General features: G+C 62.7%; 18 protein-coding genes. 12 read left to right on the top strand and 6 right to left on the bottom strand.

Going from position 1 to position 21,136, the window contains the following annotated elements:
• The first annotated feature begins 38 nt into the window (after positions 1–38).
• The 6 genes from atpD to glmS all read left to right on the top strand — a co-directional run bounded on the left by atpD (position 39) and on the right by glmS (position 6,852).
• On the top strand, positions 39–1,415 hold the full coding sequence (atpD, locus tag BLR94_RS05720; RefSeq protein WP_073263617.1) for a F0F1 ATP synthase subunit beta: 1,377 nt from the start codon (positions 39–41) through the stop codon (positions 1,413–1,415).
• A 42-nt stretch (positions 1,416–1,457) separates the two neighbouring features.
• Positions 1,458–1,886, top strand: a complete 429-nt coding sequence (locus tag BLR94_RS05715) for a F0F1 ATP synthase subunit epsilon (protein WP_084303799.1) — start codon at positions 1,458–1,460, stop codon at positions 1,884–1,886.
• A 118-nt stretch (positions 1,887–2,004) separates the two neighbouring features.
• Complete coding sequence (gene glmU / locus BLR94_RS05710) at positions 2,005–3,363, top strand: bifunctional UDP-N-acetylglucosamine diphosphorylase/glucosamine-1-phosphate N-acetyltransferase GlmU (protein WP_084303798.1); 1,359 nt, start codon at positions 2,005–2,007, stop codon at positions 3,361–3,363.
• 124 nt (positions 3,364–3,487) lie between these two features.
• The gene (locus tag BLR94_RS05705) at positions 3,488–4,099 is read left to right on the top strand and encodes a LysE family transporter (RefSeq protein ID WP_084303797.1); all 612 of its coding nucleotides are present in this window, start codon (positions 3,488–3,490) and stop codon (positions 4,097–4,099) included.
• 130 nt (positions 4,100–4,229) lie between these two features.
• On the top strand, positions 4,230–5,003 hold the full coding sequence (locus BLR94_RS05700; protein ID WP_084303796.1) for a DeoR/GlpR family DNA-binding transcription regulator: 774 nt from the start codon (positions 4,230–4,232) through the stop codon (positions 5,001–5,003).
• Between the two features lie 10 nt (positions 5,004–5,013).
• Positions 5,014–6,852, top strand: a complete 1,839-nt coding sequence (glmS, locus tag BLR94_RS05695; RefSeq protein WP_084303795.1) for a glutamine--fructose-6-phosphate transaminase (isomerizing) — start codon at positions 5,014–5,016, stop codon at positions 6,850–6,852.
• Positions 6,853–6,903: 51 nt separating this feature from the next.
• Here the strand turns inward: glmS and map are convergent, their stop codons facing one another.
• Both map and BLR94_RS05685 read right to left on the bottom strand, forming a co-directional pair.
• Positions 6,904–7,686: a type I methionyl aminopeptidase gene (map, locus tag BLR94_RS05690; RefSeq protein WP_084303794.1), complete on the bottom strand. Its 783-nt coding sequence runs from the start codon at positions 7,684–7,686 to the stop codon at positions 6,904–6,906.
• Positions 7,683–7,895 (bottom strand): ParD-like family protein, encoded by a 213-nt coding sequence (locus BLR94_RS05685; RefSeq protein WP_084303793.1) that lies wholly within the window; start codon positions 7,893–7,895, stop codon positions 7,683–7,685. Before BLR94_RS05685 ends, map begins: the two co-directional genes overlap by 4 nt.
• A gap of 206 nt (positions 7,896–8,101) precedes the next feature.
• Between BLR94_RS05685 and BLR94_RS05680 the strand changes: the two genes are divergently transcribed.
• From BLR94_RS05680 to BLR94_RS05660, 5 genes are all read left to right on the top strand, one after another.
• Positions 8,102–8,620, top strand: a complete 519-nt coding sequence (locus BLR94_RS05680; RefSeq protein ID WP_084303792.1) for a sigma-70 family RNA polymerase sigma factor — start codon at positions 8,102–8,104, stop codon at positions 8,618–8,620.
• On the top strand, positions 8,617–9,543 hold the full coding sequence (locus tag BLR94_RS05675) for a DUF4880 domain-containing protein (protein ID WP_084303791.1): 927 nt from the start codon (positions 8,617–8,619) through the stop codon (positions 9,541–9,543). The genes BLR94_RS05680 and BLR94_RS05675 overlap by 4 nt, the downstream gene beginning before the upstream one ends.
• Positions 9,544–9,783: 240 nt before the next feature.
• On the top strand, positions 9,784–12,159 hold the full coding sequence (locus tag BLR94_RS05670) for a TonB-dependent siderophore receptor (RefSeq protein ID WP_244158093.1): 2,376 nt from the start codon (positions 9,784–9,786) through the stop codon (positions 12,157–12,159).
• A 5-nt stretch (positions 12,160–12,164) separates the two neighbouring features.
• On the top strand, positions 12,165–13,001 hold the full coding sequence (locus tag BLR94_RS05665; RefSeq protein WP_084303873.1) for an alpha/beta hydrolase: 837 nt from the start codon (positions 12,165–12,167) through the stop codon (positions 12,999–13,001).
• A gap of 362 nt (positions 13,002–13,363) precedes the next feature.
• Positions 13,364–15,256: a PhoX family protein gene (locus BLR94_RS05660; RefSeq protein ID WP_084303789.1), complete on the top strand. Its 1,893-nt coding sequence runs from the start codon at positions 13,364–13,366 to the stop codon at positions 15,254–15,256.
• An 8-nt stretch (positions 15,257–15,264) separates the two neighbouring features.
• Here BLR94_RS05660 and BLR94_RS05655 read toward each other — a convergent pair whose 3' ends face one another.
• From BLR94_RS05655 to zwf, 4 genes are all read right to left on the bottom strand, one after another.
• Entirely contained in the window at positions 15,265–15,777 is a 513-nt protein-coding gene (locus BLR94_RS05655; RefSeq protein ID WP_244158087.1) for a TadE family protein, read from the bottom strand.
• A gap of 44 nt (positions 15,778–15,821) precedes the next feature.
• Positions 15,822–17,894 (bottom strand): pilus assembly protein TadG-related protein, encoded by a 2,073-nt coding sequence (locus BLR94_RS05650; protein ID WP_084303787.1) that lies wholly within the window; start codon positions 17,892–17,894, stop codon positions 15,822–15,824.
• Positions 17,895–17,896: 2 nt separating this feature from the next.
• Positions 17,897–18,364, bottom strand: a complete 468-nt coding sequence (locus BLR94_RS05645) for a TadE/TadG family type IV pilus assembly protein (RefSeq protein ID WP_084303786.1) — start codon at positions 18,362–18,364, stop codon at positions 17,897–17,899.
• 267 nt (positions 18,365–18,631) lie between these two features.
• Complete coding sequence (zwf, locus tag BLR94_RS05640) at positions 18,632–20,077, bottom strand: glucose-6-phosphate dehydrogenase (RefSeq protein ID WP_167359717.1); 1,446 nt, start codon at positions 20,075–20,077, stop codon at positions 18,632–18,634.
• Positions 20,078–20,232: 155 nt separating this feature from the next.
• Between zwf and hexR the strand changes: the two genes are divergently transcribed.
• Complete coding sequence (gene hexR, locus BLR94_RS05635) at positions 20,233–21,105, top strand: transcriptional regulator HexR (protein WP_084303785.1); 873 nt, start codon at positions 20,233–20,235, stop codon at positions 21,103–21,105.
• Positions 21,106–21,136: the final 31 nt, after the last annotated feature.

Below are 21,136 nucleotides of genomic sequence, written 5' to 3'. Positions count from 1 at the left end.
CTGTCCAGAACGGTTGAAACAAGTCAGAGGAATCAAAGATGAGTAGCGGACGTATCGTTCAAATCATCGGCGCCGTCATCGACGTGGAATTCCCGCGTGACAAGGTGCCGAGTGTTTATGAAGCGCTGAAAGTAGTCGGCGCCGAAACCACTCTGGAAGTTCAGCAGCAGCTGGGCGACGGCGTGGTGCGTACCATTGCGATGGGTTCGACCGAAGGCCTGAAACGTGGCCTGGACGTCGACAGCACGGGCGCAGGCATCCAGGTACCGGTCGGGGTGAAGACCCTGGGTCGTATCATGGACGTACTGGGCAACCCGATCGACGAAGCGGGCCCGATTGGCGAAGAAGAGCGTTGGGGCATTCACCGTCCTGCGCCGACCTACGCCGAGCAAGCTGGCTCCAACGAGCTGCTGGAAACCGGCATCAAGGTCATCGACCTGGTCTGCCCGTTCGCCAAGGGCGGTAAAGTCGGTCTGTTCGGTGGCGCCGGTGTCGGCAAGACCGTGAACATGATGGAACTGATCCGTAACATCGCCATCGAGCACAGCGGTTATTCCGTGTTCGCCGGTGTGGGTGAGCGTACTCGTGAGGGTAACGACTTCTACCACGAGATGAAGGACTCCAACGTTCTCGACAAGGTAGCCCTGGTCTACGGTCAGATGAACGAGCCACCAGGCAACCGTCTGCGCGTCGCACTGACCGGCCTGACCATGGCCGAGAAGTTCCGTGACGAAGGCCGTGATGTTCTGTTCTTCGTGGACAACATCTACCGCTACACCCTGGCCGGTACCGAAGTATCCGCACTGCTCGGCCGTATGCCGTCTGCAGTGGGTTATCAGCCGACCCTGGCCGAAGAGATGGGCGTTCTGCAAGAGCGCATCACGTCGACCAAGACCGGTTCGATCACCTCGATCCAGGCTGTATACGTCCCTGCGGACGACCTGACCGACCCGAGCCCGGCGACCACCTTCGCCCACTTGGACGCCACCGTCGTACTGTCCCGTGACATCGCCTCCCTGGGTATCTACCCGGCGGTCGATCCACTCGACTCGACGTCGCGCCAGCTGGATCCGAACGTGATCGGCCAGGAGCACTACGACACCGCTCGCGGCGTTCAGTACGTGCTGCAGCGTTACAAGGAGCTGAAGGACATCATCGCCATCCTCGGCATGGACGAACTGTCGGAAGAAGACAAGCAGCTGGTATCCCGTGCTCGTAAGATCCAGCGATTCCTGTCCCAGCCGTTCTTCGTGGCCGAAGTCTTCACCGGTTCGCCAGGCAAGTACGTTTCCCTGAAGGACACCATCGCTGGTTTCAGCGGCATCCTCAAAGGTGAGTATGATCACCTGCCGGAGCAGGCGTTCTACATGGTCGGCGGCATCGAAGAAGCCATCGAGAAAGCGAAAAAACTGTAATCACCCGTGCGCCCGGCAACGGGCGCTTACGTGAGGCTAGATATGGCTATGACAGTCCATTGCGACATCGTCAGCGCAGAAGGCGAGATCTTCTCCGGTCTGGTCGAAATGGTGATCGCCCACGGCAACCTGGGTGATCTGGGGATTTCCCCGGGCCACGCGCCGCTGATCACCGACCTCAAGCCGGGCCCGATTCGTCTGGTCAAGCAGGGTGGCGACACCGAGGTGTTCTACATCTCCGGTGGCTTCCTCGAAGTGCAGCCGAGCATGGTCAAGGTACTTGCCGACACCGTGCAACGTGCCGCCGACCTGGACGAAGCCTCTGCTCAGGAAGCCGTCAAGGCTGCCGAGAAAGCGTTGAGCGAGCAGGGTGCCGAGTTCGACTACGGTTCTGCGGCTACGCGTCTGGCCGAGGCTGCAGCCCAGCTGCGTACCGTCCAGCAACTGCGCAAGAAGTTCGGCGGTAGCTGATACCTGCGGGCTTCATCGTTGCTTGGTAAAAGGGTAGCCTTGGCTACCCTTTTGCTTTTCTGCCGTTTTCATTTCGCAGCCGACCCGCGCGTCTGCGATTGCCAAGGAACCGCTCCCCATGTCCCTCGATATCGTCATCCTCGCCGCCGGCCAGGGCACCCGTATGCGCTCCGCTCTGCCCAAGGTCCTGCACCCGGTGGCCCACAAGCCCATGCTCGCCCACGTCGTCGACACCGCCCGCAGCCTGCAGCCACAGAGCATTCAGGTGGTGATCGGGCATGGCGCCGAGAAGGTGCGTGAGCGACTGGCAGCGGACGACCTGAATTTCGTCATCCAGGCCGAGCAGCTCGGTACCGGCCACGCAGTGGCTCAGGCGCTGCCGCAGCTCAGCGCCGATACCGTACTGATCCTCTACGGTGACGTGCCGCTGATCGAGACCGCGACCCTGCAGCGCCTGCTGGCTCTGGTCAATGACGATCAGCTTGGCCTGCTCACCGTCGAGCTAGCCGATCCGACCGGCTACGGGCGCATCGTGCGGGACGATCAGGGCGTGGTGCAGGCCATCGTCGAACACAAGGATGCCAGCGCAGCGCTGCGGCAGATCCGCGAAGGCAATACCGGCATTCTCGCGGTGCCGGGCAAGCGCCTGGCCGACTGGCTGGGGCGGCTGTCGAACAGCAATGCCCAGGGCGAGTACTACCTGACCGACGTGATCGCCATGGCAGTGGCCGACGGCCTGGTGGTGGCTACCGAACGGGCCGCCGACGAGATGGAAGTGCTGGGTGCCAACGACCGCATCCAGCTGTCGCAGCTGGAGTGTCATTACCAGCAGCGCATCGCCCGCCGCCTGATGGCGCAGGGCGTCACCCTGCGTGACCCGCATCGTTTCGATGTGCGCGGCGATGTCACCGTGGGCCGCGATGTGACCATCGACATCAACGTGATCCTCGAAGGCCGGGTGATCATCGAAGACGACGTGCAGATCGGCCCCAACTGCGTGATCAAGGACAGCACCCTGCGCAAGGGCGCCATCGTCAAGGCCAACAGCCACCTGGAAGGTGCCGACGTCGGCGAGGGCGCCGATTGCGGCCCGTTCGCCCGTCTGCGCCCCGGTAGCGTGCTGGGGGCCAAGGCTCATGTGGGTAACTTCGTGGAGCTGAAGAATGCCGTGCTGGGTGAGGGCGTGAAGGCGGGTCACCTGACCTACCTGGGTGACACCGTCATTGGCGCGCGCACCAACATCGGTGCTGGCACCATCACCGTCAACTACGACGGCGCCAACAAGCATCAGACGGTGATTGGCGAGGATGTATTCATCGGCTCCAACAACTCGTTGATCGCACCTGTGGATATCGGTGATGGCTCCAACACCGCTGCCGGCTCGACCATTACCAATGACGTGCCACCCAAGAACCTGGCCGTTGCCCGTGGCCGCCAGCGCAATATCGAAGGCTGGCAGCGCCCAGCCAAGAAGTAGGAGGCCCGCGTAGCCTGGGTTGAGCGGAGCGATACCCAGGAAATGGGCGCTGTGGATGAAGTTGTGGATAACCACTGTATAGCTGGCCTTGTCTCGCCTCATCACATCAATAGGAAGTCGATGCATGTTCGGTGTAACGGATTACAGCGCTTTCGTGGTGGCCTTCATCGTTCTGCTGGCGATTCCCGGGCCGGGTAACCTGGCGCTGATCTTATCCACAGGCAAGGGCGGCATTCGTGGTGGCCTGGCATCGACCCTGGGCATCATCCTCGGTGATCAGGTGTTGATGTGGCTGGCGGTGGCCGGTGTAGCGGCGTTGCTCAAGGCTTATCCCGCTGCCTTCCATCTGGTGCAGTGGCTGGGCGCGGCCTACCTGATCTGGCTCGGTGCGCGGATGTTGCTGGCCAGACCCGGGGCAGCGCCCACCCTGGATATCAAACCGCGCCAATACCTGCGACAAACCTTTTTGATCACCCTGTTCAATCCCAAGGCCATCGTCTTCTACATGGCCTTCTTTCCGCTGTTCATCGATCCGCTGCGCCATCAGGGCATGCTCACGTTCGGTTTTCTGGCCGTGACCATCGCGGTGCTGACCTTCCTCTACGGGCTGGTAGTCGTACTCTGTACCCATTTCCTGGCGGAGCGCATGCGTGCCAATCCTCGTATCGGCAGGGGCCTCGAAAAGCTGGCCGGGCTGTTTCTGATCGGTTTCGGTGTCAAGCTGACCCTCAGCTGAAAGGCTGTGAAGCAGTGAAATGCTGGTGTTGCGGTTAACTTCATCGAAGAATTTGCTTTCGTGGTAGCTTGACTCCGAAGCTTATTTAGGTTTTGATTCGCGCCATTATCTTTCGAACCGAAACTTAAGCATGTCGAAGCGCAACACACCACAGCGTCGTCACACCATTCTCACCTTGCTCGCCGAGCAGGGTGAGGTGAGCGTGGATGCCTTGGCCAAGCGTTTCGCGACGTCCGAAGTGACCATTCGCAAGGACCTCGCCGCACTGGAAACCAATGGCCTGTTGCTGCGCCGCTATGGCGGTGCCGTGTCGTTGCCCCAGGAACTGATCGTCGAGAGCAGCCAGCCGATTTCCCGTTACAAGCAGGCCATCGCCCGCGCCGGCGTGGCACGGATTCGCGAGCATGCGCGGATCATCATCGACAGCGGCACCACCACGGCGGCGATGATTCCCGAGCTGGGCCACAAGCCCGGCCTGGTGGTGATGACCAATTCGTTGAGCGTGGCCAACGCCCTGAGCGACATCGAACACGAGCCGGTGCTGCTGATGACCGGCGGCACCTGGGATCCGCACTCGGATTCCTTCCAGGGGCAGGTCGCCGAGCAGGTGCTGCGCTCCTACGATTTCGACCAGTTGTTCATCGGTGCCGACGGCATCGACCTGCAGCGCGGTACTACCACCTTCAATGAATTGCTGGGCCTTTCACGGGTGATGGCCGAGGTGGCCCGTGAAGTGATCGTGATGGTCGAAAGCGACAAGATCGGCCGCCGCATCCCCAACCTGGAGCTGCCCTGGAGCAGCGTGCACACCCTGATTACCGATGAGCGCCTCGCTGATGAGGCGCGTGAACAACTCTTGGCCCGCGGGATCCAGTTGATCTGCGCGGTAGCTGACGCTTCCTGAGGAGAACGCTATGTGTGGCATCGTAGGCGCCATCGCCGAACGCAACATCACTGCTGTGCTGGTCGAGGGCCTCAAGCGCCTCGAGTACCGTGGCTACGACAGCGCCGGTGTGGCACTGGTCGATGATCTGGGCGCCTTGCAGCGTCGTCGTCGCGTCGGCAAGGTCGGCGAACTGGAGAGCGCGCTGAGCAGCGAGCCGCTGCCAGGTCGTCTGGGTATCGCCCATACTCGCTGGGCCACCCATGGCGTGCCGACCGAGAGCAATGCCCACCCACACTTCTCCGGTGATCAGCTGGCGGTGGTGCACAACGGCATCATCGAAAACCACGGTCCGCTGCGCGAGCGCCTCCAGGGCCTCGGTTATACCTTCAGTTCCGATACCGATACCGAAGTCATCGTGCACCTGCTCGATCACACCCTGAAAACTGAGAGCGACCTCGCTGACGCCCTGAAAGCGGTGGTCAAGCAGCTCCAGGGTGCGTACGGTCTGGCCGTGATCAGCGCCGCCCAACCGGATCGTCTGCTCGCCGCGCGCAGTGGCAGCCCGCTGGTCGTTGGCCTGGGCCTGGGTGAGAATTTCCTCGCCTCCGACCAGCTCGCCCTGCGCCAGGTCACCGATCGCTTCATGTATCTCGAAGAAGGCGACATTGCCGAGATCCAGCGCGACAGCGTGCAGATCTGGGATACCAACGGCACTGTCGTGCAGCGTGAAGTGGTGCAGTACCACGAAGGCGCCGATGCGGCGGACAAGGGCGCATTCCGCCACTTCATGCTCAAGGAAATCTTTGATCAGCCCACCGTCGTGCAGCGCACGCTGGAAGGCCGCCTGGGCAGCGATCATGTACTGGTGCAGGCTTTCGGACCCCAGGCTGCCGAGCTGTTCGCCAAGGTGCGCAACGTGCAGATCGTCGCCTGCGGCACCAGCTACCACGCCGGCATGGTCGCCCGTTACTGGCTCGAAGGGCTGGCGGGCATTCCCTGCCAGGTCGAAGTGGCCAGCGAGTTCCGATATCGCCGCGTGGCGGTGCAGCCGGACACCCTGTTCGTCAGCATCTCCCAGTCCGGTGAGACGGCCGACACCCTGGCCGCCCTGCGCAACGCCAAGGCCGATGGCGGCTACCTGGCCAGCCTGGCCATCTGCAACGTCGGCATCAGCTCGCTGGTGCGTGAATCCGACCTGACCCTGCTGACCCACGCCGGCCCCGAGATCGGCGTCGCCTCGACCAAGGCCTTCACCACTCAACTGGTCGGCCTGATGCTGCTGACCCTGGCCGTCGGCCAGGTCAAGGGCACCCTGGAAGCCGGTGTGGCTGCCGAACTCGTCGAAGAGCTGCGCCGCCTGCCGGCCCGTCTGGACGAAGCGCTGGCCATGGACAAGATCGTCGAGAAGGTTTCCGAGCTGTTCGCCGAGAAGCACCACACCCTGTTCCTGGGGCGCGGTGCTCAGTACCCGGTGGCGATGGAGGGCGCGCTGAAACTCAAGGAGATCTCCTACATCCACGCCGAAGCCTACCCGGCCGGTGAGCTGAAACACGGCCCCCTGGCCCTGGTGGATGCGGACATGCCAGTGGTCACCGTCGCACCGAACAACGAGCTGCTCGACAAGCTCAAGTCCAACCTGCAGGTGGTACGCGCCCGTGGCGGCGAGCTGCTGGTGTTTGCCGACGAGCAGGCCGGCATGAGCAACGGCGAGGGCACCCACGTGGTGAACATGCCGCACATCCACGACGCCCTGGCGCCGATCCTCTACACCCTGCCGCTGCAGTTGCTGTCCTACCACGTGGCCGTGCTGCGCGGCACCGACGTCGACCAGCCGCGTAACCTGGCGAAGTCGGTCACCGTAGAGTGATCGATCGAGCATTCGGTACATGAAAAAGCCCGCCTCCAGAGGCGGGCTTTTTCATGTCGGACTGGCAGCGACTCGATGTTGCTCCTCGGGGCGCAGCGTCAGTACCCGAACACCATTGGCGGTGACCGCCACGGTGTGTTCGAACTGCGCCGAGAGCTTGCCGTCGCGGGTTACCACCGTCCAGCCGTCGCGCAGGGTACGCACACCCGGTTGGCCCTGATTGAGCATCGGCTCGATGGTGAATACCATGCCCTCGCGCAGCGTCAGGCCGGTTTTCGCCTTGCCCCAGTGCAGCACTTCCGGCGGCTCGTGCATTTCCCTGCCGATACCGTGGCCGCAATACTCGCGAACCACCGCATAGCCATGGGTCCGGGCGTGTCTTTCGATGGCGTGACCGATATCGCCCAGGCGGCCGCCGGGGCGCACCGCTTCGATGCCTTTCCACATCGCTTCATAGGTGACTGCGGCGAGTTGCCGGGCCTGTGGAGAAACCTCGCCGATCAGGTAGGTCTTGCTGGAGTCGGCGATATAGCCGTTCTTCTCCAGGGTGATATCGAAATTCACCAGATCACCGCTTTCCAGCACCTCGCCAGCGCTGGGTACACCGTGACACACCACCTGGTTGCGAGAGGCGTTCAGCGCATAGGCATAACCGTACTGCCCCTTGCTGGCAGGGCGGGCCTCGAGTTGCCGAACGATAAAGTTATCCACAAGGTCGTTGACCTGCAGGGTCGACATGCCCTGCAGGCTGAGGCCATCCAGATGGCTGAACACCGATGCCAGCAGCCTGCCGGACTCCGCCATCAGGGCAATCTCTTCCGGGGTCTTGGTCATGCGCCCTCCACCACGTGGCGCGGTGGCACCACACCGGCAGCGCGCAACTCCCCGGCCATCACGTCGTTGAAGCTCAGGGTCGGGTTCATCTCGCACAGCATGCCGATGCGGATCCAGAACCCGGCCTGGGCGTTGATCGAGCGACACGACACGCTGCTGGCCTTGCGAATCTGGTCATGCAGCTCATCTTCGATGTTGACGATGCCCATGGGTGCTCCTTATATACGAAATATACATGAATCATATATCTGCATTTGCGTTTCTGTCACCACAGGGTGCAGGTGATGCCATTTATGGACCCTGCCCGTCGGCTGAACCACGTCAATGGTTGTAATAAGAACGATTCGCGAATAATGTGCGCGGTCGCCATCCTGTCCATGGTGTTCTTTGTGCTTGTCGGCCTCGGAGGGCGTCCATGTCGCTACCTGAAACGGATTCCATCGTCCCGCTCGACGTGCTGTACGGCACGCACCATCGCTGGCTGAATGGTTGGTTGCGGCGTTCGCTCGGCTGCTCCCAGCAGGCGGCCGATCTGGCTCAGGACACCTTCGTGCGTCTGTTGATGCGTGGCAAACCGATCACTGATCGTGCACCGCGTGCCTTGCTGGTTCGTGTCGCCCGCGGCCTGGTGATCGATCACTGGCGCCGTGATGCGCTTGAACGTGCTTATCTCGATGCCTTGGCACAGTTGCCCGAAGCCAGCTATCCATCGCCGGAGGTGCGCCACGAAGCGCTGCAATGCCTGGAGCGAATCGCCGGCTTGCTCGACGGCCTCAAGCCGGTGGTGCGCGAGGCGTTCCTGCAGTACCAGCTCGGCGGCCTGACCCACCAGCAGATCGCCGAGCAACTCGGTATGTCCAGCCGTACGGTCGAGCGGCATGTCGCGAGCGCGTTGCTGCACTGCTACCGCGCTTGCTTCGAGGCGTCGCTGTGAATGCAGCCTCCGAGCGGGTACCAGAGCCCATCGTGCGTGCGGCTATCGAATGGCAGATGCGCCTGCGTGACTCAGGCAGTGCCGAGCTGTACGAGCAGTTGCAGGAGTGGTTGCAGCGTGACGCCCGTCATCGCCTGGCCTGGCAGCGCCTGCAGCAGATGGGCGGGCTGTTTCAGGCCGATCGGCTGCCGGATGCCGGGCAAAGCATTCCCTTGCTGCGGCGTGCCGAAGCGGACCTGAGCCGTCGGCGCACCTTGAAGTTGCTCGGTTTCGGTCTGCTGGCTGGCAGCGCGACGGTGTTGCTGGCGCAGACCTCGCCCACCTGGCGAGCCGACTTCGCCACTGCGACGGGTGAGCGCCGACGGATCAGTCTGGGCGCAGCTGCCGAGGTGGTTCTCAACACCGGCAGCGCCCTGGACGTGCAGGGGCGTGAGTTGATCCTGCAGGGCGGCGAAGCACTGATAGAGGGCGCCGATTGGCACGCGCGCTGCCGTTTCGCCACCTGCCAGGGCCGCAACGCCAGCGTGCTGCTGCGCGAGCATGACGATTACAGCGAGATCCGTGTTCAGCGTGGCGAAGCGCTGGTGTCCACTGCAACCGGCCAATTGCGGCTACGGGGCGGCGAGGGGGTGGGTGTGTCGGCAACCGGTACGACCACCCTTGGCAAAGGGGCTATCGACCCCTTTGCCTGGGCGCGTGGCCTGCTGGTGGTCAGCGATATTCGCCTGGCCGACTTCCTGGCCGAAGCAGGGCGTTATCGAAAGGGCTGGCTGGGCTGCGATGCCGCCGTCGCCGACCTGCACCTTTCCGGGGTTTTCCGCCTGGACGAGCCTGACGCGATGCTGAGCAACATTACCCATCTGTTGCCGGTGAAGATCGTCGAGCGGACGCGCTGGTGGGTGCGGGTGATGCCGGTTGCGTGACGCCGACCGCGAGTGGCTGTTTGAAGGCGATAGCAGTCATTTGTAGGGTGGACGACGCTTCATCCGTCCACCGCTCTGAGATCGCGATGGTGGATGAAAAGAGCGTCAGCTACGCGCCCCGATCCACCCTACGGCTGCTTTCGCCTTACAACCGCCAATGAAGCCCCGATTTTTAAATCCAATGTCGGACTTTTTTCACTCGTCCGGTTAGAGGGAATCACTCCCTCAATGGATACCGTCATGCGTGCTGTCAGCCCCCTGCCGTTTCAGCTTCAGTCCCGTACATTACCAGGTGCCATCTGCCTGGCGCTGGCCTTGCTGGGTGGCGCGGCCAGCGTGACGGTGCAGGCGGCCCAGCCAGTCGCCGCAGCCGTCGCCCCGAGCATCGCGGCTGGGCCGCTGGAGCAGGCGTTGAGCACCTTCGCCGAGCGCGCCGGGATCACCTTGTCCTACTCGCCGGATACGGTGCGTGGCCTGAGCAGCCCAGGCCTGGCCGGCGGCGGTTCGCTGGAGGACGGTCTGGCCGAACTGTTGAGTGGCAGCGGCCTGGCTGCGCAGAAGACCTCGTCTGGTTACGTGGTGGTACCGGCCAGGGCAGAGGCAGGTCTGCAACTGGATGCCACCAGCATCGAAGCGAGCTCCGTGCAGAGCGCTTTCGCCCCACTGCCCGGCTACTTCGCCAGCAATGCCAGCAGCGCCACCAAGAGCGACAAGCCGATCCTGGAAACCGCGCAAAGCATCAGCGTGGTGACTGCCGAGCAGATCGCCGACCGCAAGGTCAACCGGGTCGAGGATGCAGTGGCCTATACGGCGGGTGTGCGGGTCGGCGGTTCGGGCCTGGATCCGCGTTTCGACACCATCAACGTGCGTGGCTTCGAGACCACGCAGTCCGCCGATTTTCTGGATGGCCTGCGCCAGGCTGGCAGTGGCTGGTTGGCCTTGCCTTCCATCGAGGCCTACAGCCTGGAGCGCATCGAGGTACTCAAGGGGCCGGCCTCCGTGTTGTATGGGCAGATCAGCCCCGGCGGCATGGTCAACCGGGTAAGCAAGCGGCCAAGCCTGCTGGCGAAGAACCAGGTAGAGGTGCAGGCCGGCAGCTACGACCACCGGCAGGGCCAGTTCGATGTCGGCGGCAAGCTGGATGAAGCGGGCGATGTGCTGTTCCGCACGGTGGGTATCTATCGAGATGCCGAGTATTCCATCGAGCAGATGGACAACAATACGCGCCTGCTGGCGCCGTCGCTGAGCTGGCAGATCGATCCGGATACCAGCCTGACGCTGCTGGCCCAGTACCAGGAACGGCAGACGGCGGCGTCGCCGATGCTCTATCAGGATGGCGATCGCCTGACCAACATCTGGCAGGGCGACGAGTACTTCGACAAGCTCGAGCAGCGCAAGTGGACGGTCGGCTACGAGTTCGAGCATGCCTTCGACGATACCTTCAGCCTGCAGCAGAATCTGCGTTACGGTCAGTTGGACACCACCAATCAATACCTGGATGTCGGCGTGGTCAGCGTCGACAATATTCTCTCTCGCAGCACCGCAGGCAGCTATGAGGACATGGCCACGCTGTCCACCGATACCCGTCTGATCAGTCGCTTCGCCACTGGCAATCTGCAGCACACGCTGGTCAGCGGCGTGGACTATGCCTGGCTCGATACCGAGTTGCTGTATGCCACTGGCAGCGCACCATCGCTCGACCTCGATGCCCCCGACTATCACCAGCCGATCTCCCGTCCTGATACCGTGCTGGTCGACAGAGATGGTCTGGAGCACCGTGCGGGTGCATATCTGCAGGATCAGATCGAGCTCGATCGCTGGCGCCTGTCCGCCGGGTTGCGTCGCGACTGGGTACATGCCCGTTCCAATGGCGACCAGTTCGGCAGTGACATCAACAGCAAGACCACCAATTCAGCCACCACCGGCTCGGTCGGCGCGCTCTATCTGCTCGATAACGGGCTGGCACCCTACGCCAGCTATGCGACGTCATTCCTGCCACAGAGTGGATCGGACGTCGCTGGCAAACTGTTCGAGCCAAGCGAGGGCGAACAGTACGAAGTCGGCCTCAAGTACCAACCGCCCGGTAGCACCACGATGCTCACCGCCTCTATCTACCACCTGACCCAAAGCAACGTGACCACGCGTGATCCGAACAATGACAACTTCCAGGTGCAGACCGGCGAGCAGGTTTCCCGTGGCCTGGAACTGGAGGCCGTGTCCGACCTGAGCGACAGCCTGCGGATGACCGCCAGCTACAGCTTCAACGATGCCGAGGTCACCAAGGACAGCGACTACCAGGGCAAGGCACCGAAGAACGTACCGCGCCACCTGGCGTCACTGTGGCTGGATTACCGCCTGCCGTTCGGGCTCGGCGTATCGGGTGGTGCGCGTTATACCGGCAGCACCTACGGCAACGGCGAGAATACCCTGAAGAACGAGGGCTACACCCTGATCGATGCCGGCGTGCATTATGACTTCGGTGGTGGCCTGGACGGTGTGCGCCTGGCCCTCAATGCCCGCAACCTGACGGACAAGCGCTATATCAACTGCCAGGACAGCAACTGCTACCGCGGCGAAGCGCGCAGCGTTGTCACCAGCCTGAGTTACAACTGGTGATCGCCATGAGCATGTGGCGTGGGTTGCTGAGCGCGCTGCTGCTGGGCAGCCTGGCGGTCGCCCAGGCCGAGCCGGTGGTGCTGGACGGTACCGAGCAATGGATGATGAAGAGCGCCGAAGGGCGCGAGTACCGCATCATGATCAGCCTGCCGGAGGGCGACGTGCCTTACACCGGCGGCTATTCGGTGATTTACCTGCTCGATGGCAATGCCTACTTCCCGGCCTTCCACGCTGCCAAGCGTGCTCAGGAGCGGCTGCGCGGGTCGATCCTGGTGGCCATCGGTTATCCGAGCGACACGCCGCTGGACTTCGAGCGCCGCGCGTTCGACCTGTCGCCTCCACAACCGCCCGAGCGCAATGTGCCGCCCCAGGGCGGGCAGGATCTGTTCCTCGATTTCATCGAGAAGCGCCTGATGCCCCGGGTCTCCGAGCGCTTCAAGGTCGATCAGGACCAGCGCAGCCTGGTCGGCCATTCCTTTGGTGGAATGTTCGCCATCTATACGCTGTTCACTCGCCCCGCGCTGTTCCAGCACGTGGTGGCTATCAGCCCGAGCCTGTGGTGGCGTGATCGCTACCTGCTGGAGCATGAACGGGCATTCTTCAAACGCGCCCATGCAGGTCAACTGGATCTTATCCACAGCAGCCTCACGCTGTTGATAGGCGATCGCGAGGCACCCCAGGGAATTCAGGATGCCCGTGCTCTGCAGCTGCGCCTGGAAGATCTGTCGCAGTACGGGCTGCGCAGTGATTTCCAGATAGAAGCAGGCGAGGACCATACATCAGTGGTTTTCAGGGTGACCTCCCGGGTACTGGATGAGCTGAGCGGCACGCGACGTTTCTGATCCGGAGCATGGGGTTCGCGCTGTCAGCGGAGTGGTCAAAAAGTATCCTGAATCCTGCAGAGCCCGAAATACAAGGCACTTGAGTGTTTATCCACAGGTACTCACGAATTTTATCCAGAGTACCTGTGAATAAAGCATGATTGCTGGTCATATTCTGTACACTTTTCTGGATAGCCTGTGCCGTATGGCCTGCGGCAGAGAGTAACCAGGTTATCCACAGGTTAGATAACCGTATTTGTGAACATCGCTCTGCCTGTCGATAACTTCGCTGCGGCCTGACACGCGCTGCAATCAACTGTCATCCAAACGTCATGTCAGTGACATAGCGTCCCTGCGCATCAGAAGAAAGCAGGAGCGCCGTGATGCATGACGATCAATTGACTGACCTTGAACGCCTGACCCTTTCCCGCCGTCGCTTCATCGGCGCCGGTGCGCTGACCGGTGCGGCACTGTTTCTCGGCGGTGGCCTGCTGGGGCGCAGCGTATTGGCCGATTCGATCAGTGCGGCTGTTGGCAGTCCACTGCTTGGCTTCGCCAACATCGCTGCTGCAACGGCCGATACCATCACCCTGCCGCCCGGCTATTCGTTCAGCACCTTGATCAGCTGGGGCCAGCCGCTGCATGCCGGTGGGCCTGCGTTCAAGGGCGACGGCAGCAACACGGCCGCCGAACAGCTGCAGCAGTTCGGTGACAACACCGATGGCATGAGTTTCTTCCCCTGGCCGGGTGACGCGGATCGTGCGCTGATGGCCATCAATAACGAATACGTCAATTACCGCTATCTGTTGGCTCACGGTGGTTTGCCGAAATCCGCCGAAGACGTGCGCAAAGCGCAGAATGCCGAGGGCGTGACGGTGATCGAAGTGCGCCGTGGCGCCAGTGGCTGGGCGTTCGTACAGGGCTCGCCCTATAACCGCCGTGTACATGGCAACCTGCCAATGGACGTCAGCGGCCCGGCACGTGGCCACGAGTTGCTCAAGACGGCCGCCGACCCGGCTGGCATCGAGGTGCTCGGCACCTTCCAGAACTGCTCCAGCGGCCAGACCCCCTGGGGCACCTACCTGACCTGTGAAGAGAACTTCAGCGACTGCTTCGGCAGCAGCGATGCCAGCCTGCCGTTCAGCGCCGATCAGAAGCGCTTCAGCGTGCTGCATGCCAGCGCGGAAAACGAGTGGCACCGCTTCGATCCGCGTTTCGATCTGGCGAAGACGCCCAACGAACTGAATCGCCACGGCTGGATCGTCGAAATCGATCCGTTCGACCCCCAGTCCAAGCCGATCAAACGTACCGCCCTCGGACGTTTCAAGCACGAGAACGCTGCCCTGGCCACGACCCGCGATGGCCGTGTGGTGGTCTACATGGGCGATGACGAACGGGGCGAGTTCATCTACAAGTTCATCACCCGTGACCGCCTCGATCGCGGTGATGCCAAGGCCAATCGTCATCTGCTCGACCATGGCACGCTGTATGTGGCACGTTTCGACGAAGGTGACGGCAATACCGATCATCCCAAGGGGCGTGGCCGCTGGATCGAGCTGACGGCCGGCAAGAACGGTCTCATTGCCGAGAACGGCTTCGCCAGCCAGGGCGACGTGGTGATTCGGGCGCGTCAGGCGGGCTCTCAGGTCGGCGCCACGCGGATGGATCGCCCCGAGTGGATCACCGTCAGCCCGCAGGACGGTCAGGTCTACTGCACCCTCACCAACAACAGCAAGCGGGGTGAGGAAGGTCAGCCAGTGGGCGGGCCGAACCCACGTGCCAACAACCTTTACGGGCAGATCCTGCGCTGGCGCGAAGGGGGTGATGACGCGGCTGCGGAGGATTTCGAATGGGACCTGTTCGTGGTCGCCGGCAACCCGGTGGTTCATGCCGGTACACCTCAGGCCGGCAGCCACGCGATCAATGCCCACAACATGTTCAACAGCCCGGATGGTGTCGGCTTCGATGGCGGCGGCCGCCTGTGGATCCAGACAGACGGCAAGTACAGCGACAAGGGCGACTACGCCGGCATGGGCAACAACCAGATGCTCTGCGCCGACCCCGAAACGGGGGAGATCCGCCGTTTCATGGTCGGGCCGGTGGGGTGCGAGGTGACCGGGCTGGCCTTTTCGCCGGACTACACAACCCTGTTCGTGGGCATTCAGCATCCGGGTGAAGAGGGGGGGTCGACCTTCCCGGATCATCGCGCCGGTGTCCATCCACGCTCCTCGGTGATGGTCATCAGCCGCGACGATGGCGGCGTCATCGGCGCCTGAGGGGCAGCTTACAGGGTCACCGTGGTGGCACCCCGTATGACCACATTGCCGCCTTCCACCGGGAGGCTCGGGATGCTGATGCCGAGCAGCCTCAGGGTCGGCACGATGGCCCGTTTGTCCTTGGCCCCCTCGCTGTTGTAGAAGCGCTGCAGGCAGACGTGCAGCACATAGCGCGGGGTGTTGGGGTCGCGGGTGTCGACGGCGACATGGCCGTAGGAATGATGGCCATTCTGGCCGGGCAGGCTGGTCCAGCTGAAGCCGGCGGCATCCTGCTCCGGTGGTGGGCAGTCGCCGCCCAGCCAGCTGTCCGGCAGCCAGCTGCGCTCGACCACGCGGGTGATTTCCCTGCTGAGCAATTGCGTGTACGCGGGGTTGCCGGGGTCGACCTGCAGGGTAGCGCGGGCGGCATCGGCGCTGACCTGCTTGAAGGTCAGCAACAGCAGCAGCGGAATGCTGTAGGCGATGATCCCGTAGACCACCACGAAGAACACGCCGAACAGCATGGCGAACTCGATGGCCACGGCGCCTCGCTGTGATTTCCTTGCGCAGCGTTCCACGTCACACCTCAGTGAACCAGATAGGGGATACCGCAGCTGATGCTGTGGACTTTTATTTCGCTCTTGCCGACGTCCAGGCCAAGGCCGCTGAGCAGCTTGCTGACCTCGCTGCCCACGGTGTTGAGCAGCGGCTTGATGATATCCAGCACGGGGCCCAGGATGGTCAGCAGCAAGGGCTGAGAGTTGCCGCCCAAGCCAAGCGCATTGGCCACGCCGGCGAGAACACTGCTCAGCGCACCGCCCTGAGGCTTCGTCTGCAATGACGTGATCAGCTCATCGCGACAACGCGTCTTGTTGGTAGAGCAGTTGATGAGGGGCAGTTTGCTGTACCACTCATCGGGCATCGTCGTATCCAGCACCAGGGCCACGGGCCTGGGCCAGGTCAGCCCGTCCGCTTTCAGGGCCGCTCGAATGGCTTCCTTGCTGCTGTAGGTGGACAGGTATTTGTCCGCGACCTGGGCTGCCTGGGTCGAGGTAAAGCCCGGGTAGCCGTCCGACCCCTTCGGGGTGCCAAGTCTTATCAGGCGGGTCACCTGGGTCAGCAGGTTCGCGATGGAGTCGCCAATCTTCAACTGGTTGACTGTGGTTATCTCGGACTCGTCCACGGCCAGCGTCACTTCGTCCCGCACAGGGTTGGTACCGGTTCCAACCAGTGGTACGGCGGCCTTGCCCTTGATCAGATCGATATTGAGCAGTTTCAGGATGGTGGCGTCTTGCAGGGCCGATTCGGTGCAACTGTTGCGGGTCGACCACAGCGTATTACCGGGCATCGTACCGATACAGATATTGCCGATGGTGGATTCGACCTCGATGGTCGCTTCCGGCTTTGTCAGCGAGCAGTTGATCTCAGTCAGCTCGCCCTTGGCGCTCACCAGGTCGACGATGATCGGCAGCTTGATCGAGGTAGCCAAGGTGGTGAGCAGCGAATTGGCCAGAGGCATGCCAGCACTGTCGATATCGACGTACAGGCGAGTTTGCCCGTTGAAGGCCGTCGTCCCCACCGGGCCGATACCGATGGACGGCGGCTCCACGACGCCAAGCCGTATCTTCACCAGCCCGAGAAGATTCAGCTGCTCCAGCAGCAGGCCCCGTCCCTGGACGGCGGCCATCAGTCCTGTAGCCAGGATGTCGCCGAGCGCGAGCTTGGCATCCAGTGCCGATCCGAGGGCTTGGTCCGAACCGGTGACGAGTCTGAGCAGGCCGGGACGTCCGTCGCTCGCGAGCAGGTTCAGCGTGGCGTTGTTCAGTTGCGAGTTGGCGAGCGTGTCACCGAGGGCGCTGACTTCAGTGGCCAGCGCCTGATCCTGGCTGACCAGCGTGGCCGATACGTGGATCAGCCGCTGGATGCCGACCGCGCCGATCTGGGTGTCCACCAGGCTAGCCAGCCCTTGCGGGGTGAGCACCTTGAGCTGGTTTATACCCACGTTCACCCCGAGTGCCTGAAGCAGGCCGGCGGGTGTGACCTGGGCATTCGCCAGGCCCTCGGAGTCGAGCAGGGTCAGGTTGTTCACGTTCACCCCGGCAGCTTTCAGCAGCCTTGGCAGCAGCCCGCTGGCATTCAGGTCGAGCAGTTGCGCACCGACGCTGAATACCGCCAGCGGATCACTGTCTTTCTCCGCTACGGCCACGGCCTGCAGGCGTACGGTAGCGTTGCCGGGAAGGCCGAACAGGCCACCGGTACGCACGATGATGCTGGAAGGTACCTGGCTGCTGGTGACGACCCTCACGGCTCTGCCACTGACATCGATCGTCGGCACCCGCAGGCCGTCGATGATCGACAGGCTGGCGCAGGATGCGCTCAGTGACTGCTGGGCGCTGCCGGGGAAGCCGTACGAGGCGGCGTTATCCTGGGCATAGAGCTGTGCCTTGGCCGTGTCCAGCGCACAGTTTCCGCCTTCGAGCCTGGAGATGGACTCCAGCGCTGCGGTGTCGGCGAGCTTCTGCAGGTTGCGCTGTTCCAGATACAGGCGGCCGCTGTCCACCACCAGGGCGAAAAACAGGATGGTCATGACCAGGGTCGCGGCGGCGAGCATGCTGAAAGCGCCGCGCTGGCGCCTGGAGGCGGATCGAGGGCGCTGCATGCCTAGGCTCCCGCAGCGGCGTTGTACAGCCGGATCTTGGCTTCGCCGCGTAACTCGCTGGGCAGTTGGGGCACCTTCCAGCCGAAGATCGAGAGTGCCGGCATGATGCTTTCGGGATTGCCATGGCGCACGCAAACGCTCCACACCGCGCCGGTTTTCAAGAAGCCATCGTAGCCACTGCAGGTCTGCGTCCAGGCCTGCGGCAGCCAGGAGTTGCGCATGGTCTGCAACACGCGTTGCTGATGGGTTGCCAGTTGTTGCGCAGTGGGCGCTCGGGTATCGGTGGAGCGAATGGCATCGCGCAAGGCTTCGGTGGCCAGCTCCTGATAGGTGGCGCTGAGCAGGAAGGGAATGCTGTAACCGACCATGCCGTAGAAGATCAGAAAGAAAATGACGAAGGTGATCGAGAACTCGACGGCGACGGCACCGCGTTGTTTGTGACCCGAGGGCATTTCTGAAGAGTGAGGCACTTCCCTGATCCTCGTGCCGTTGCAATCGCCCTGCGCGACGGACACACAGCTTGCATCGCTGAGCTGTGATTCCAATGGGGACCCCTCGCTCTGACGAGCGGCGGGCACCCATCGAGGCCTTGCCGATGGGTATCTAATAGCAAGCCGATACACCGCGCGCCATAGCACTTTATGACTAACACCCGGCCCGAGCCATGTGCATGCCGCCCGGCGGCGATCCCCTCGCCAAGGGCATGCCTCGCGGTCTCGAAAACGCCGTCTTGCCGATCACTCGATCCATTCGCGGCCATGCCGCTGCAGCAGGTGTTGAAGCTGTTCCGGGCCATTGCTGCCGGCCGCATAGGGACGTGGCCGCTGGTAATGCTGGTTCCAGCCCTTGATGATCGGGTCGACCCATTGCCATGCCGCTTCGACCTCGTCGCGGCGCATGAACAGTGTCGAGTCGCCTTCGATGACGTCCAGCAACAGTCGCTCGTAGGCATCCCAGCGGCGTTGCTTGTTGAAGGCGTCGGCCAGGTTCAGGTCCAGTTCGACCGGTTTCAGGCGCATGCCCTTGCCGGGGTTCTTGGCCATCAACTGCAGGCTGATGCGCTCTTCGGGCTGCAGACGGATGAGCAACTGGTTGGCTTCGCCGTTACCGAACAACTGGTGGGGCACGGGCTTGAACTGGATGAGGATTTCCGACGTCTTGCGCGCCAGCCGCTTGCCCGTGCGCAGGTAGAAGGGCACGCCGGCCCAGCGCCAGTTGTTGATCTCGGCCTGTACGGCGACGAAGGTTTCGGTGTCGCTGTCGTTGTCGACGTTCTTCTCGAAATAATAGGCCGGTACCTCCTGGCCGCCGATCCTGCCAGCGGCGTACTGACCACGCACGGTCTTGTCGCGTACGTCGAGGCCGGTGATGGGCTTGAGCGCTTCGAGAATCTTCAGCTTCTCGTTGCGCACCGATTCGGCGTCGAAGCGCACCGGTGCTTCCATGGCCACCAGGCAAAGCAGCTGCAGCAGATGGTTCTGCACCATGTCGCGCATCGCGCCGGCCTGGTCGTAGTAGGCGCCGCGGTTTTCCACACCCAGGGTCTCGCAGACGCTGATCTGCACATGGTCGATGTGCCCGGCCCGCCACACCGGTTCGAACAGGGCATTGGCGAAGCGCAGCGCCATCAGGTTCTGTACGGTTTCCTTGCCGAGGTAGTGGTCGATACGAAACACCTGGGACTCGTCGAATACGGCACCTATGCCGGCGTTGATCGCCTGAGCCGATTGCAGCGAATGGCCGATGGGCTTTTCCAGCACGATCCGCGCGTTCGAATCGGCCAGGCCGGCGACCTCGAGGTGCGAGGCGATGTCCTCGAAGAGGTCCGGTGCCGTGGCCAGGTAGTACACCCTGACCCGTTCCCGGCCAGTGCCCAGGTACCTGGCCAGGCGCCCGAAGTCCGCGCTCTGCGAGGCGTCCATGACGAAGTAGTCGAGGCGCTCGGCGAAGCGGCGCCAGGTGTCATCATCGAAGTCGGCGCGTGCCACCTGCGCCCGGCAGTGGCGTTCGGCGAGCGCCTGATAGGCCGCGCGCGTATGGTTGCTGCGGGCCAGGGCGAGGATGCGGGTGTCGTGGTGCAGGCGATCATCGCGATGCAGGTAATACAGCGCCGGCAGTAGCTTGTGCAGGGCCAGATCGCCCGTGCCCCCGAAGACCAGCATGTCACAGGAATTGCTCAGCATGGGAACTCCGAATCGGTTTGTCCGTGCGAGGGCGCCGGCCTTGTAGTATAACTACAAGAACACTACACCCCCGGCGCATCTCGATCATAACCGAGTCGTGACTACCCTAATGTCCAGCCGGCGTATTCATCCTTTGATCAGTCGAGTCCCTGCCAGTGAATTTGTTGCAGCACATTGCCCAGTCACGCCACCTCCTGCGCAAGTCGGAACTCAAGGTGGCCGATCATGTGCTACTCGATCCTGCGGCGGTGATGCACAGTTCCATGGCCGAACTTGCGCACTCCGTGGGCATCAGCGAACCGACCATCGTGCGCTTCTGTCGCGCCATCGGTTGCAGTGGATTTCAGGATCTCAAGCTCAAGCTGGCGCAGAGCCTGGCAGCCGGTGCGAGCTTCGGCCAGTTCGCCATCCATGAAGACGACTCGGTCGCCGATTTCAGCATGAAGATCTTCGATACCACCCTGCACACCCTGATCGAGGTGCGCGAGAAGCTTGACCCGGTGGCGCTGGAGAAGGCCATCGGCCTGTGCTCCGAGGCACAGCGTATCGAGTTCTACGGTTTCGGTGCGTCCGGCGCGGTGGCGGCCGATGCCCAGCACAAGTTCTTCCGCCTGCTGCTCAATGCGGCAGCGTATTCCGACCCGCACATGCAGGCGATGTCGGCGATTACCCTCAAGCCGTCGGACGTCGCGGTGTGCATCTCCCAGTCCGGGCGCTCCAAGGATCTGCTGACCACGGCCAACGTGGTACGCGAAGCCGGCGCTTCGCTGATCGCCCTGTGCCCGGGACAGACGCCCCTGGCCGAGCTGGCCACGGTGAACCTGGCCATCGACGTGCAGGAAGACACCGAAATCTACACGCCGCTGGCTTCGCGCATCGCCCACCTGGTGGTGATCGACGTGCTCGCCATGGGGGTGGCCATGGCCCGTGGCCCGAGCCTGGTCAACCACCTCAAGAGCGTCAAGCGCAGCCTGCGCAGTCTGCGGCTGTCGGCGAAGTCGATAAAGAATCACGAAGAAGGCGCCTGAGTTCACCTCAGCGTCACCGCGTTGCCCTCAA

Source organism: Phytopseudomonas flavescens (genome assembly GCF_900100535.1).
In the GTDB taxonomy this organism is placed as follows: domain Bacteria; phylum Pseudomonadota; class Gammaproteobacteria; order Pseudomonadales; family Pseudomonadaceae; genus Aquipseudomonas; species Aquipseudomonas flavescens.
This window is presented reverse-complemented; position numbering and strand designations above follow the sequence as displayed.